This window comes from Capnocytophaga gingivalis, assembly GCF_002302415.1.
Taxonomy (GTDB): Bacteria; Bacteroidota; Bacteroidia; order Flavobacteriales; family Flavobacteriaceae; genus Capnocytophaga; species Capnocytophaga gingivalis.
The window spans coordinates 2,626,835-2,642,044 of the sequence record NZ_CP022386.1 but is presented as its reverse complement, the minus strand read 5'-3'; the positions used below and the strand labels follow the sequence as shown (position 1 = coordinate 2,642,044).

Annotated in this window: 12 protein-coding genes and 1 pseudogene; 6 read left to right on the top strand and 7 right to left on the bottom strand. The window is 36.9% G+C overall.

Annotated features, from left to right (window positions below; genetic code table 11):
• Window positions 1–156: 156 nt before the first annotated feature.
• The 4 genes and pseudogenes from CGC50_RS12645 (at window position 157) to CGC50_RS12630 (ending at window position 8,046) form a co-directional block, all read left to right on the top strand.
• Window positions 157–2,656, top strand: a pseudogene (locus CGC50_RS12645) (TonB-dependent receptor domain-containing protein).
• A gap of 192 nt (window positions 2,657–2,848) precedes the next feature.
• Window positions 2,849–5,044: an N-6 DNA methylase gene (locus CGC50_RS12640; RefSeq protein ID WP_095911091.1), complete on the top strand. Its 2,196-nt coding sequence runs from the start codon at window positions 2,849–2,851 to the stop codon at window positions 5,042–5,044.
• Between the two features lie 3 nt (window positions 5,045–5,047).
• On the top strand, window positions 5,048–6,547 hold the full coding sequence (locus CGC50_RS12635) for a TIR domain-containing protein (RefSeq protein WP_095911090.1): 1,500 nt from the start codon (window positions 5,048–5,050) through the stop codon (window positions 6,545–6,547).
• 8 nt (window positions 6,548–6,555) lie between these two features.
• Window positions 6,556–8,046 carry a restriction endonuclease subunit S gene (locus tag CGC50_RS12630; RefSeq protein WP_095911089.1) on the top strand — a complete coding sequence of 497 codons (1,491 nt, stop codon included), beginning with the start codon at window positions 6,556–6,558 and terminating at the stop codon, window positions 8,044–8,046.
• Here CGC50_RS12630 and CGC50_RS12625 read toward each other — a convergent pair.
• On the bottom strand, window positions 8,043–8,804 hold the full coding sequence (locus tag CGC50_RS12625; RefSeq protein ID WP_111986538.1) for a restriction endonuclease subunit S domain-containing protein: 762 nt from the start codon (window positions 8,802–8,804) through the stop codon (window positions 8,043–8,045). The genes CGC50_RS12630 and CGC50_RS12625 overlap by 4 nt on opposite strands.
• A gap of 63 nt (window positions 8,805–8,867) precedes the next feature.
• Here CGC50_RS12625 and CGC50_RS12620 point away from each other — a divergent pair, with 63 nt between their 5' ends.
• Window positions 8,868–9,461: a master DNA invertase Mpi family serine-type recombinase gene (locus CGC50_RS12620; protein WP_095911087.1), complete on the top strand. Its 594-nt coding sequence runs from the start codon at window positions 8,868–8,870 to the stop codon at window positions 9,459–9,461.
• A gap of 49 nt (window positions 9,462–9,510) precedes the next feature.
• Here CGC50_RS12620 and pyk read toward each other — a convergent pair whose 3' ends face one another.
• From pyk to CGC50_RS12590, 6 genes are all read right to left on the bottom strand, one after another.
• Window positions 9,511–10,947, bottom strand: a complete 1,437-nt coding sequence (pyk, locus tag CGC50_RS12615) for a pyruvate kinase (protein ID WP_095911086.1) — start codon at window positions 10,945–10,947, stop codon at window positions 9,511–9,513.
• A 9-nt stretch (window positions 10,948–10,956) separates the two neighbouring features.
• Entirely contained in the window at window positions 10,957–11,430 is a 474-nt protein-coding gene (locus CGC50_RS12610; protein WP_002667730.1) for an IPExxxVDY family protein, read from the bottom strand.
• 15 nt (window positions 11,431–11,445) lie between these two features.
• Window positions 11,446–11,886: a deoxycytidylate deaminase gene (locus CGC50_RS12605; protein ID WP_040359798.1), complete on the bottom strand. Its 441-nt coding sequence runs from the start codon at window positions 11,884–11,886 to the stop codon at window positions 11,446–11,448.
• A gap of 61 nt (window positions 11,887–11,947) precedes the next feature.
• Window positions 11,948–12,802 carry a DUF4240 domain-containing protein gene (locus CGC50_RS12600; RefSeq protein WP_095911085.1) on the bottom strand — a complete coding sequence of 285 codons (855 nt, stop codon included), beginning with the start codon at window positions 12,800–12,802 and terminating at the stop codon, window positions 11,948–11,950.
• Between the two features lie 11 nt (window positions 12,803–12,813).
• The gene (locus tag CGC50_RS12595) at window positions 12,814–13,353 is read right to left on the bottom strand and encodes a YfiT family bacillithiol transferase (RefSeq protein ID WP_095911084.1); all 540 of its coding nucleotides are present in this window, start codon (window positions 13,351–13,353) and stop codon (window positions 12,814–12,816) included.
• 2 nt (window positions 13,354–13,355) lie between these two features.
• A complete protein-coding gene (locus CGC50_RS12590; RefSeq protein ID WP_095911083.1) occupies window positions 13,356–13,832 on the bottom strand; it encodes a hypothetical protein in 477 nt (158 codons plus the stop codon).
• A gap of 148 nt (window positions 13,833–13,980) precedes the next feature.
• On the opposite strand from CGC50_RS12590, the gene lysA reads away from it, so the two are divergent.
• Window positions 13,981–15,186 (top strand): diaminopimelate decarboxylase, encoded by a 1,206-nt coding sequence (gene lysA / locus CGC50_RS12585; protein WP_095911082.1) that lies wholly within the window; start codon window positions 13,981–13,983, stop codon window positions 15,184–15,186.
• The last annotated feature ends 24 nt before the right edge of the window (window positions 15,187–15,210 follow it).

Sequence of the window (15,210 nt, the reverse complement as noted above, 5' to 3'; positions counted from 1 at the left end):
ATAGCACTTTACAAACATGCAAAATTACGAATTTAATTATCAATTATTAATGATTAGTGATTAATTAACTTTCCTATAACTTACAATTCATGAGAATATATTATTTTTGCACGCTGAAAAATACTATTTAAAATTAGTTTAAATAAATTATTATTTATGTACAAATATTTATTGTTATGGGGATTGCTATTGTGCTGTATCCCTTCGCTATGTGCCCAAGAGACAATTACGGTACGCGGACGTGTTACCGATACACAAGGGAGCCCTCTTTTAGGGGTTAGTGTTATATTGGAAGGAACTACCAAAGGGGCGTCTTCCAATAAAAAAGGCTTCTATGAGATTCATCGTGTGCCTCTTGGCTCACAGACTTTTATCTTTAGCTCCATCGAGTATGAGACTGTCAAAAAGGCCTTCGAGGTCACTCCCAATCCCTCAGGCAGCCACACACACTTGGATATTGCCCTACAGGAAGAAACCCAAAAACTGCAAGAGGTGGAAATCATCGGACGAAGAGAGAGCTCCTACAAGAATACCTCTTCCTTCTCAGGCACCAAAACAGCTACCGCTATTCGTGATATTCCTCAGACAATCAATTATGTAACCAAGGAGGTAATCCTCGACCAAGGTGCCTCCACTGTGAATGATGTGGTAAAGAACATCAGTGGAGTAAGCCAATATACCACTTATAATGATTTTAGTATCCGTGGGTTCCGAACTACAGGAAACTGCAATTCGGGTAACCTCCTCAATGGAATGCGTGCCCAAACAAGCCTTTGGTCTTCCTCGTCCTTGGCCAATGTGGAACGTGTAGAAGTCATCAAAGGTCCCGCCGCAGCGCTTTTTGGCAATGCCGCGCCTGGGGGAATCATCAACCGAGTTACTAAAAAACCGCTCTTGGAGCGCCAACATACCATTTCAGTAAATACTGGTAGCTGGGGTACGCTCAAGACTTATGGCGACTTCACTGGCCCCCTTGAACGAAAGCAAGAGCCTGCTCTACCGCCTGAATCTTGGCTATGAAACCACTGATGGATATCGTGATCTACAAGGACGCAACACCCTGACCATTGCTCCTTCCTTTTCCTTTATCCCCAACGAAAAGACCCGATTCAATGTGGATATAAGCTATCAACGCTTGGATGGTAAGGTAGACCGTGGGCAGACCATCTTCGGTGATGCTGACCTCTACTCGGTACCTATTACCCGATCTCTCAGTGCCACCAATGACTTCCTCAGGGAAACCCAAATGAACATCACCCTCGGGCTTACTCACAAGATCACTGAAGATCTTTCCTTCAATAGTACCTACCTGAATTCCTCCTATAGCGAAGACCTCAGAGAGCATAACCAAGCCAATAGCTACTATATGCAACAAGGAAATAAAATCAACACAGGAGATCAAAGCAAAATCCTTATGCAAGCACTGCTCAGAGAGCGTACCTTCCGCAACAATAGCTTTAATAACTACCTGAACTACACCTTTACCACAGGTGCCCTGAAACACACCCTCTTGGTTGGCTATGACTACTTTCAGGTAGAACTACTCCCCGGAGCATCACAGCTTACCGCAGGAGGCTATTTGCTTAAAAATGGAAAAACCACCACTACCTTTGACCCTGCTAAAATCAATACCTATGTAGTGGATGCCAATGGCAAACCTTTGACCAATGTGGCTGTATTTGACCTAAACAACCCTACTGCTGGCAATGTAATGAAAGAGACCAACAAATACATCTTTACCGCTGGTAATACCAAACCCACCCTACAGACCTCTCATGGGATTTATCTACAAGAACAATTGGAAATCAGCATGGTAAAAGTCCTCTTAGGTCTTCGTAAGGAGTTCTTCGTGGACTATACCAACTATAAGGAAAACAATGAGGAAAAGATAGAACAACAAGCTCTTATTCCCCGTATAGGCTTGGTAGTGACCGCTACTGACAACATTAATTTTTACTCTACTTGGCTCAAAGGCTTTGAACCTCAGTCCGCTTCGATACAGGCAGACCCTGACCGCTATGGAGGCCCCTTTGACCCTGTCTATAGTGAGCTCTATGAGGTAGGGGTCAAGACGGATTGGTTCCAAAAGCGCCTGAGTGCTACTGCTTCTGCCTTTAAGATTATCCAGCAGAATTCCCTCTACCCTGCTTCCCCTGCTGTACCTGGTAAGCCTGACCTAAGAATGCAGATCGGAGAAGAGGAGTCCAACGGATTCGAGTTTGACCTCGCAGGAGAAATCACCCCCAACTGGAACATTTTAGCCAGCTATGCTTATATAGATGCCCGTATCACCAAGACCGCTTCCAATAGCGAAAAGGACTTCGATATGCAACGCCCCTCAACCCCTCGCCACTCTGGGAATATCTGGACAAAGTATATCATCACCGAAGGGCCTCTCAAGCACTTAGGCTTTGGGGCTGGGTACAACTTTGTTACCGAACGCTATGGACAAGTAGGTCGCCGTGCCAATACCACCGTATACCCAGGTTATGGTCTGGTGAATGCAGTACTCTACTACAAGATTAACCAAATACAGTTCCAACTGAACCTCAACAACATCCTAAACAAAACCCACTGGGTAGGCGGCTACGACAAGCTACGTTCCTTCCCTGGAGCCCCCCGCAATGTCAATATTTCTATCTCTTACAAATTTTAATCCTCTATTTCAGTAAAAAAGGTTACCAAAATGGCAACCTTTTTTTATTGCGTAAATCTTACTCCTAAGTAGGTTTTTCCTTGACTTTTAAGGGGAAATGTAGTATCTTTGCAGCGGATTAATAGGAAAACTAATTAGTCTATGAACTGAGATAATAATCGGTTTTTTAGTATAAATAAAAATCAACATTCTATGAATCGAATCATACAAGAAGGTATAAAAAGAAACCTCATCTCTATTTCAGAAGATGAGAAAACAATAACATATATTCATCAGAATAAAAGTAGAAACTTCACCAATCCAGAGGAAAAGGTGCAAGCTGAGGCTTTTGTTTTGTTGGTTATTCAGTATAATTACAAGCCTGAACGAATAGGAATATTTGTTTCTGTGCCAATGGGTTCTAGTACAAAGGAAGCTGATATAGTAGTGTATAATGATGATGAATGCACAGAACCTCATATTTTAGTAGAGTGTAAGAAAGCAGATATTACAGATCCAGCATTTAATGAAGCTGTAAATCAAGCCTATAGCTATGCCTATGCAATGGCAAACAGTGTAAAATATGTTTGGGTAACTTGTTCAAATAAAAATAGTTATTTTCAAGTAGATAAAACAAGAGAGTCAAGAATTGAAGAAACTGATATTCCTTCGTATGGAGTAAAAAAATTAGCTAATTACAGATATGTGTATAAGGCAGCTCAAATATCTCAAAAAGAAGGAGAACAAAAGTTTGAAGACTTAAAAACTATTGAACAGGAAGATTTAACAAGTAGATTTAAAAAAGCACATGATGCGCTTTGGGGAGGAGGACACCTTAATCCTTCAGAAGCTTTTGACGAATTGGATAAACTTATTTTCTGCAAAATATGGGATGAACGGAAGATCAGAAAAAAGGGAGACCCTTATGATTTTCAAATTATAAAAGTAGATCCCTCAGAAATAAAGAATTATGACAGTTTAAGTAAAGAACAAAAACCAAAAGCTATAGCTGATGAGGAAAATAAACGTCTTTTAAATAGAATTAATGACCTTTATAATGAAGGTAGAAAGAAAGACCCTGAAGTTTTTCGTGATAATATCAGGCTTGCACCTGAAAAAATCAGGACAGTAGTAGGATATTTACAAGGTATTAATATTGGAAAGACAGATTTAGATGCTAAAGGGAGGGCTTTTGAGACCTTTATGAATTCTTTCTTTAGGGGTAATTTTGGTCAATATTTTACTCCTCGTGAAATTGTAAAATTTATTGTTGATGTATTACCTATTACAAATGAATCTTTTGTTTTAGATACCTCGTGTGGTAGTGGAGGATTTCTTTTATATGCTTTGAATAAAGTAAGAGAGCTTGCTAATAGAGATATACCTGATTACAAGGAAGATGCTGACGAAAGGGAAAGGCATTTTAGGTATTGGCACAATTTCGCTGAAAAGAATTTGTATGGTATAGAAATTAATGAGCAAATTTCAAGAGCCGCCAAAATGAATATGATTATTCATGATGATGGACATACCAATGTGATTACTTCTGATGGGCTTTTAAGCCCTGAAGAAATTCAAAGAAACACGGAAAACAAAGGTTTTAAATACAATCATTTCGATTTTATCATTACCAATCCCCCTTTTGGAAGTATTGTTCGCCAGACAGAAAAAGCCTATTTAAAAGAATACAAATTAGGTAAAAAAGAAGAAGACTGGTTAGCTGTAAAATCAGCTCCTGAAACTGTACGCGAAAACCAAAGTACTGAAGTCTTATTCATTGAGCAATGTTATAATTTTTTAAAAGCAGGAGGCTATTTGGCTATCGTTATTCCCGATGGCATCTTAACCAATAGCTCTCTGCAATATGTACGTGATCATATAGAAGAGATTTTTAGAATAGTTGCTGTAATTTCTATGCCTCAAACGGCTTTCTCAGCTAATGGGGCAGGTGTAAAAAGTTCGGTATTATTTTTAAAAAAATACACTGAAGATGAAACTCAGCAAATTAGGAACTTAAAGCAAAATTCAAAACATAACTTACTGTTCTCATATCAGTACAAAGAGCAAGTAACACAATTAGAAAAAGAAAAAAAACAAGCTATAAGTGCCCTTGAAAAACAATATAAAGAAAAATACCCTTCTCTTGACAAAAAAGGATTAGCCCCTCTTATGGCTGAGGAGAAGAAAGAAATACAAGAGGAGTTTTCAGAAAAAGTAAACAACCTTAAAGAAGAATTACAAGATGCTTTCTTAACAGAGAAACAGAAAAAGCTAAAGGACTACCCTATTTTTATGGCAATAGCTGAAGAGATAGGTTATGATGCTACAGGCAAAAAGATTGCTGTGAATGAATTGGAGGTTATAGGGAAGGAATTAGAACGATTTATAAAATTCATTGAAAATAAATAAGCTATGATAATACGAGGTATATTAGATAATTCACTTAGTGGACAATTATGTATCAGAGGTTTTGCTCCTATTAAAGAATTAGCCCAAATTTCTTGTGCGGATTATAACTATCAAAGAAAACCTATTGAGGGAAGAGATGATATTATTACTTTTTTAGAAACAGAGACATATTTGTTTTTCCCTGAGATTATTTTAAGCTATAAAATTAGACACGATTCTGTTAAAAAATCAAATAATAGTCCTTTAATAGCTATTCAATCAGGAAATAAATATAAATCAAATAAAGATAATGTTGAAATAAGAATAAAGAAAATTTTTAATTCACCAACTGATGAAGGAGTAAAAATTATTGAGCTTATTATTGCTGATGAATATATTAATTCTAAACCTTTTCATAGAATTGATGGCAACCATAGGTTATTAGCAGCAGAAACATCTACTGCTGATAAGGTTGAGAGAATGGTTGCGCCTTTTTGTATTATTTTAGGAGAAGAATTTTATGATGGAGATAGGTTAATCGAAACTCAAGACACAAAAACTTTTGACAAGGCAACTAAAATATTTTTTCACAACATAAACACTAAAACAATTCCATTAACATCAGAAGAAAATTTAAAAGTAATCATTGATGACAAAAATAATTTTCCAGATACCGAGTTAGAGATAATTTTAGGAAAAGCTGGAATTAAAACAAGAGAGTTGATGGATAAAATGAAGGCTGATTATTTTAGTGGCATCAAACATATTATTTCAAATCAGTACAGAACTTACTGCATAGATTTTTTTAATGTATTATTAGAAAACAGCAATGAAATAGACCATATAGTTGATGATGTTCTTGATGCATTAAAATGTATTGATGTTCTGTATTTAGAAAATGAAAAATTAAAGGATAATTCAAGCTTTGGACTCCTCACAGCATTTCTATATTACAAAGTTACAGATAATACAAGTAAATTTGAATTTTTTAAAAACTGGGTAATCAAAAACCATATTTTTGATATTAAAGAAATCAAAGCAGAGAGTATTATCAAAATATTTGACAAAATAGTAGAGCAAGAAATAAAAGTTTTTGTTGCAATGCCTTATTTTCAAGGGGATCCAAACATTGTTGCAGAATATAATACAATATATGGAAACGTAATCAATGAAATAAGTAGAGATTACGGAGTAAAGATTTCTCTTTATCCTATAATGCAAAATAGAGGAGAAACTCAAGACCAGATACAAGATATTATAAATAAAATTCAAAATTGTCATATTTTCATTGCTGATATCTCTAATAATAATGCAAATGTACTATATGAGACTGGTTGGGCGAGAGCTATGAAAAAACCTACTCTTCTATTCAGGGAAGAATCTTCAGATTCTCCTAAATCAGATTATGCTAATGACACATATCATATCTATAATGATAAATATAGATCTAAAAGCTTATCTGAAATAGCAAGAAGGAATATCTTAGAGATATTGAATAAAAACTACGGTATACCTTTAAAATAATATTTTATATGTTTAAACTATCAGAAAACATAGATCCTAATAAGGTTTTTATTGTTAATCGTTCGGAATTGGAGGGGAGAATTGACCCTCACTTTCATAAAAAGGAGTATAATATTATAAAAGAAAAACTATCATTAATACCAACTTCATCAATTAGAAATGAAAGTGTTAAAATATTTTCAGGAATAACTCCTTTAAGCGGAGGAGACGCATATACAGATAAAGATAATGGAATCCCTTTTGTGAGAAGTGGAGATTTTTCAGAAGATAATATTATAGATTTTAACAATTTAAATTTTATAAAACCCGAAATACATAATAAACTTATGAAAGGCTCCAAAATCTTAAGAAATGATTTACTTATTGCAATTGTAGGGGCTACAATAGGAAAAGTAGGTGTTTATAATTATGATTTTGAAGCCAATATAAACCAAGCGATTTGTGGTGTAAGATTTAAAGAAAATATTAATCCTCATTTTATTCATGTTTTTTTTCTAACAGATTTAGGTCAAAAAATATTAGATAGAATAAAGAGACCTGTAGCTCGAGCCAATATTAATTTAGAGGAAGTAGGATCTATTTCTATTCCATTACTAGATATTATAACTCAAAAAAAGATAGTTTCTTACTTCTATAATAAAATAATACAAAAGCAACAAAAAGAAGCTGAAGCTCAAAGGTTATTGGATAGTATTGATGATTATCTTTTAGGAGAGTTAGGTATTACACTACCCAAAGAAGAAGAGCTTTTACCACAAAACACTGATAAAAACAATAGCTATAACTTAGACAATGATAATCCGTTAGTAAAAAAGGGGCGTTTGTTTTTGACAAATCTATCAGAAGTAACTGGGAAACGAATTGACCCTGATTATAATTCTAAGTACTTTTATTGTTTATTTCAATCTTTAAATAATTCAATATATCCTTTTGAAAGAATTAAAAAGTATTTAAAAGCAATAAAAACAGGTACAACACCTAATCAAAAGTTAAATGCTTTTACAACCGAAAAGGGAATACCTTTTTTAAGAAATACAAATCTGAAAAAATATGAGATCAATATTGAAAATACAAAATATATTAGAACCAAATATAAGGATTTTTTGACTTTCTCTTATAAGGAAGAAGTAATTATGTGTATTGCAGGAACTATAGGCATATCTTCTGTAAATATTTATGATATACCCATTTCTATAAATCAAAATGTGTCAAGTCTAAGATTTAGTGAAGAAATTAATCCTTTTTTTATTTCATATTGGTTTAATACAAATATATTTCTTTCCTTAGCTAAAAGAGCCTCTTCTTTAGCTACAATACTTTATTTAAATAATGATAATCTAAAATCATTACCTATTCCTATTCCTCCCTTACAAAAACAAAATGAAATAGCTACCCATATCTCACAAATACGAAATAAAGCTAACACATTAAAGCAAGAAGGAAAAGAAATTTTGGAACAAGCTAAGCAAGAAGTAGAGCAAATGATATTAGGGAACTAATTGCCTAATATCATTTGTTCAATATTTCTTTTTGCTGTTTCTAATGTATTAATTGCTTCTAATTGTAGTTTTTTAGCTTCCTCTCTAATAGCTGTAATTCTATTAGCAATTTCTGTTTGCTTCTGAATGTCTATTATTCCATTTTCAGAAATAGGAATAACAATATTTTGGTTAAGATAAGTACTCATAATAAGGTTTTTAATCCCATTAGTTTGGCTTTGCATCGCTTCCGTGAGTCTAATATTATGCATCATCTTTAAAAAGCAAAACAAATATTTAGGATTGATTTTTTTATTATCAACTCTTATTTTATGAATAAAATTGCTATAACACAAAATATTATCTTTAATTATATTTTGTGTTATAATGGCTATTCTACCAACTGGTTGGTCTGGACTTCCTCCTGATTTTTCTATTAATAAATCATTTTCTTTTAAATCTATTTTGGATAAAATACTTTTCTTTATTAAGCGGTATTTTACTCTTGAATTATCTAAATTCAAATTGTATTGATTATCAAATTCAGTAGCTCTAATTACTAAACACTTTTGATACTCTTCATTATCCTCAATCTCCTCTTTTTCATCAATTCCCCAATTACCTGCTATACTTTGAATAATGAATGATTTCAAAGGCAGTAAAATGAACTTTTTCAAATCAATATTATCAATGCTACTTTTTAGTAATTTTGTCTTAATATCATAACCTTTGGGGTCAATTCGTTTCCCAGTTACTTCTGATAGATTTGTCAAAAACAAACGCCCGTCATTGTTTTATTATTTTTGATTATATTTATGAGTTTAATCAAATTTACTTATACAATGATTTATGGATATATTCGGGTAAGTTCCGATAAGCAAACTATAGAAAACCAACGTTTTGAAATTAGTAATTTCTGTGAGAAAAACAGCCTAACTATTGATGTTTGGGTAGAAGAAACTATTTCAGGTATGACAAGAGTAGAGAATAGAAAACTCGGTAAACTCCTTAAAAGAATGAAGAAAGGTGATGTCCTTATTTGTTCAGAACTGTCGCGTTTGGGACGTAACCTTTTGATGATTATGGGGGTACTTAATGAGTGTATGAACCGCGATATTCAGGTCTGGACGATCAAGGATAACTATCGCTTAGGGAGCGACATCAATAGCAAGGTGCTAGCCTTTGCCTTTGGACTATCTGCCGAGATTGAGCGCAACCTTATTAGTCAGCGTACTAAGGAGGCTTTAGCTCGTAAAAAAGCTGAGGGAGTGGTATTGGGTCGCCCTAAAGGAAGTAAGTCGGCTAAGACAAAACTCACAGGGCAAGAAAAACGCATCAAAGAGCTATTGGACAAGCGGGTGTCCTACTCCGCCATTGGGCGTATTCTCGGTGTACATCGCCTTACTGTCAGCAGTTTTGTAAAGGAAAAACTTTAAAAAAACAAAAAGTGAATAGTGTTTTTTTCACTATTCACTTTTCTCTAAATTAGGCTAATATCTGTGTAGCACGTACAGTGTTCACACGGCCTTGGTAGCTGATAGGCATAGCGCTAAGGCTGATGACAATATCACCTACTTGCACGTGTCCCTCTCGAGTAGCGATACGGTTGATGTCCTCTATAGTCTCATCGGTGGATACATAACGATCATAGTAGTAGGTCGTTACCCCCCATAATAGGCTGAGCTTGGTGAGCAGGCGTCGGTTGGAGGAGAAGACCAAGATATGAGCACTGGGGCGCAAGGCAGATATCTGAAATGCCGTATATCCACTACCTGTAAGGGTGGAAATAACCTTAGCATCCATATCATCGACAAGCTTGGCAGCACTCAAACATACAGATTGAGTAACAAAACGTTCATTGCCCTCACGTACTGGTGGGATACGAGGTACATTAATAAACTCAGAATCCTCTACACTATTGATAATGCTAGACATTCTTTCGATAACCTGTACTGGATATTTCCCTGTGGAAGTCTCGGCGGAAAGCATCACTGCATCGGCACCGTCTATGATGGAGTTAGCCACATCGTTTACCTCAGCACGGGTAGGGGTCAGACTCTCTATCATGGTTTCCATCATCTGGGTAGCAATGATTACTGGAATACGTGCTTCCTTGGCTTTACGTACCAATTCTTTTTGGCGAAGGGGTACTTCCTGAGCAGGAGTCTCTACAGCCAAGTCACCACGAGCTACCATCAGTCCCTGGCAGTTGGCGATAATCTCATCTATATTGACTAAAGCCTCTGGTTTTTCTATCTTGGCAATAATGGGAATATTCTCAGTAGTGTGCTGCTTGATCAGTGTCTTGAGGTCTTCTATATCCTTGGCATGTCGTACAAAGGAAAGTGCTATCCAATCCACCTCTTGTTCTATGGCAAAGATAGCATCTTTGATATCTTTCTCAGTAAGAGCCGGTAAGGAAATGTTAGTATTGGGTAGGTTCACTCCTTTTTTGGATTTGAGCACACCTCCTTGGAGTACTTTGGCTACTACTGTATCTTTCTCATTGGTGGAAACCACCTCAAAGATAAGCTTACCATCGTCCAAAAGTACACGTTCCCCAACTTTTACATCGCGGGGGAACTGGGCATAGTTCATATAAGCACGCTCTTTATTCCCTACAAAAGGCTCGCCTGTAATGAAGGATATCTGATCTCCATTCTCTACTACCACATCGTCCTCCATCACTCCTACACGGAGCTTAGGCCCTTGCAGGTCTCCCAGTAGAGCTACATGGGTCTTGAGTTCTTCTTCTATAGCACGTACTTGGGCTATACGTTGCTTTACCTCGTCATAGTTGGCATGAGAGAAGTTGATACGGAATACATTAGCCCCTGCTAAAATCATCTGTCTGAGAATTTCTGGGCTATCAGTAGCAGGCCCTAAGGTAGCTACTATTTTAGTTTTTTTTCGTCCTATCATACTATATATTTAAAAAATTAATTTTGATTTGATTTCATTGAGTTTCCGCTGCTCTTTGGCTGGGATTTTCCCCTCAGGAAAAAGGGCTATCTCGTAGAAAAAGTCTATCCAACGAAGCTCCTTTAGCAGTGTTGTCGCACTAAGAGGCTCCTCCAAGGGGGTGATTCTCAGGAAATAATCTACTTTAGGCAATTCTTTTATAAGCAATTGATTTTCTTCTACTTGCAAAAACATCCCTACAGAGACTTCTTTGCGTACTTTGTTGGTTATCAGGTACCACTTTTTCTCTCCTTCATAGGAGAAAAACGGAAAAAAGGTATCAAATTCCTTGTCATACAAGTCTTTCCTTTCACGCTTAAGGCCGATATGAAGGGAGGTATTGAGCCAATAGGCCATCTTGCAAGGAGCAAATCTCGCATGTAGGGCAACCAGAAGCTCTTCCTCTTGGTAAGACTCAAAGTCCCATTCTAATACTAAGGCCATGACAAAAGAAAAAGGTTACAGACTATCTCCCTCTGAAGAGGTCTCTGGCAAATGTAGAATCTCTACACCAGCTTTTTCTAAGAACTCTATCCCGCTGGTATCTCTATAGGAATCCTTGTACACTACACGGACAATGCCAGCTTGGTGTATGAGTTTGCTACATTCCCTACAGGGCGACATGGTGATATAGAGCGTCGCTCCAGCACAAGACTGGGTGGAGGCCGCCACCTTGAGAATGGCATTTGCTTCAGCATGGAGCACATACCATAGGGTATCCCCCTGAGCGTCCTCACAACAATTATCGAAACCTGTAGGCGTACCATTATACCCGTCAGAAATGATCATACGGTCTTTGACGATGATAGCCCCTACTTGCTTTCGCTGGCTATAGGAGAGTTTTGCCCACTCCTGAGCCATACGCATATAGGCGCGGTCGTATCTTTCTTGTTTTTCCATATCTGGCAGCAAAGGTACTACTTTTTGAAGAATATCGTTACGTTATTAAAGAATTTATTTACTAACGGATGGGCATGATTTCAGCTACCAATTTAGGATACATTTTCTGGAGCTCTCCTCCACTCTTGGGTTCCCTGTCCATAGCAAATTCACCAAAATCATAGTTCAGCTCTGGCCATTTCTGATATACAGTATCTTCTATGATTCCCTCATCACTATCCGGACGAGCTTCTTGATTGGCATCATCGGCTACATAGAGCAGACCTTCTGCCCAAGTTTCCCCTATATTAAAGTGATATTTACCTGATACAAAAGTTTCTATATCTTTGGTGATATCGTCATAAAATTCTTTTCCTTTGAGCAGTAGCCAACAACGGAAATAGATAAAACCATCATCAGAAACATAGCCATCAAAACTATAATTATCTCCCTCTTTTTCATATTCATTTCCTAAAATGATATAAAGTTCCGCTATAGAGGCTGTATAAAGAGATATAAGTTTCTGCTCTAAAGTTTTTTGAAATAGAATCAATTTCTCTTCGCTATATTTAGATAAGTAGGTGGCGATTTTTTCTAAATGTTCTTCCAGATCATAGGCTTTCCAATCTTTTTTATTGTATTTGTAGCTCTTTTCTATAGCTTCCCAAAAGAAATAGTCAGCCTTTTCCTCTTCAGAGTATTCTCTTTTCTCAGGAGCTGCTTCGCCTTCGGCAAGTTCGGTATAGCCTTTCTTGAGTTTTTGTGCGATGAGCTTTTCGCTTTCCTTGGTACATTCCTCAGCTGTAGCAAATTCCTTTACAGCTTCACGCCCTGCGGTACCTGTTTTTCCATAAACGACAGTTTGGGTAGTACCTTCAAACTCAATATCCCAAAACTTATCCGATTTGGCATCTTGATATACAAATCTTCTTTTCATATATTCTTAATTTACAATTTATTATTAATTATTTGGAGCTTTTTAGCCAACTCAATATGAACTAAGTGGTGCTTGCCATGCCATACACTCTTGGCTATTTCTTGTTTTATAGATATCGTTTGTCCACTCTGTGGGTGCCGGTAAGTCTTTTCAAAATCCTCTGGGGTGAGGGCTCTCAAGAACTTCCACCAGCGCCAGTGTACTCCTTCTATGATACGTAAGGAGGGAGATATATAAAAGTCTTTTGCCTCAGGAATCTCTGCCCACAAGGTTTCTTCGTAGGGTTTTACCATAGGGTTTTCCTCTGTCAGAGCGAGCTTACAGCGAATAAAGCTATTCATATCCACATCGGCTAAGTGATGCACTATCTGAGCTATTGTCCAGCCCCCTTCTCTATAGGTAAGGTTGAGTATATTCGGCGGACATTGCTTTACTGCTTCCTCTAACAAATAAGGAAATCGCCTGAGTTCTTCTATATAAGTGGTTATATGCTTCTGAGTAATTTCCTTAGGTAGCTCAAAAGCACCTATAGGATATTTAATTTCATCCATATTTATATACGATTACCATTAGTCATTCGCTTGCCATTATTTATCATCATTAAAAGCCCTCCTAAGAGCAACGCCACAAAGACAAACAACCATTTCCCTATTCCATATATTGTATATCCAAACACTACAAATTGTGTTATCTCCATACAATAACGTCTATCATCTTCAGGGCAGAGAAAATAAGTAAAACTCATCATTGTAAACCAAAAAGTGGTGATATAAAAAATAAAAATGAGCAAAACCCCTAAGATAAAGTTCTTTAGCCTGCTATAGAGATGAAATTTCACCTTTTGCCCTACAAAATAAGCCAAAACCAAAGTAGGTATATAGAGCGCTGTAATAGCGGCATAGGTGCGTATGGCACCCATTGAGGTAACGTAAGTATTTGATTTTTGGTTTATTACAAAATGCATAAAGAGACAAAAAAGCACATACTCTACAAGCAAAGACAACAATATATACTTAGTAGGGGTTTTCATATTATGACTAACTTTGCGCAAATATACGAAATAATAAGCAATGATGAATGATTAATGAATAATTTTTTTTAATCTTTTACCTATTACCTTTTACTTTTCTTTTTAAAATTGTATCTTTGTCCCGACAAACCCATTAACCCTTATTCTTATGGAAATCAAAGATTTACTTTCTATAGCGCATACTTATGGATGTCCTGTGTATGTGTATGATGCTTACAAAATCAGATCTCAGTATGAGCGACTTATCAAGGCTTTTGCCGCTGTGCCCAGCCTTAGAATCAACTATGCAATGAAAGCGCTGTCCAATGGCTCTATTCTCAAGCTTATGCGAAAGCTGGGAGCAGGCTTAGATACAGTTTCTATACAAGAAGTCAAGTTAGGCCTTCATGCAGGTTTTGCTCCCGAACAGATTATCTTCACTCCCAATGGGGTCTCTATGGAGGAGATCGAGGAGGCTGCTTCTCTGGGGGTACAACTCAACATAGACAACCTTTCCATCTTGGAGCAATTCGGCAGTAAGCACCCACAGGTACCTGTATGTATCCGCATCAATCCACATGTTATGGCTGGGGGCAACTCTAAGATTTCGGTTGGGCATATAGATAGTAAGTTTGGTATAAGTATTCACCAAATACCTCATATTCTGCGTATTGTAGAGAATACCAAAATGCACATCAATGGGATTCACATGCACACAGGTAGCGATATCTTGGATATAGATGTCTTCCTCTACGCTGCTGAAATCCTCTTTGATGCCGCCAAGCACTTTAGAGAACTGAAGTTTATTGACTTTGGTAGTGGCTTTAAAGTACCCTATAAGGAAGGTGATATTCAGACAGATATAGAAGAACTGGGTGAGAAGCTCAGCCAGCGCTTCTTGGAGTTCTGCAAGCTCTATGGGAGAGACCTGACCTTGGCTTTTGAACCTGGAAAATTCTTGGTCAGTGAAGCGGGCTTTTTCTTGGTAAAGGTCAATGTAGTCAAGCAAACTACCTCTACCGTTTTTGCCGGAATTGATTCGGGTTTCAATCACCTGATCCGCCCTATGTTCTATGGAGCTACTCACTTTATAGAAAACATCTCTAACCCAGAGGGAAAGAAACGCTTTTACTCGGTGGTGGGCTACATCTGTGAGACAGATACTTTTGCCTCTAACCGACAAATTGCGGAAATCTCCGAAGGGGATATCCTCTGTTTTAGGAATGCAGGTGCCTACTGCTACACTATGGCAAGCAACTACAACTCACGTCCTCGCGCTGCCGAAGTCCTCTGGATAGATGGGCAAGCCAAGCTCATACGCAAGGCAGAAACCCTTGAGGACTTACTGCGCAACCAAGTAGAGATTGATTTATAAAATATCAAAAGGCTATCTCATAAA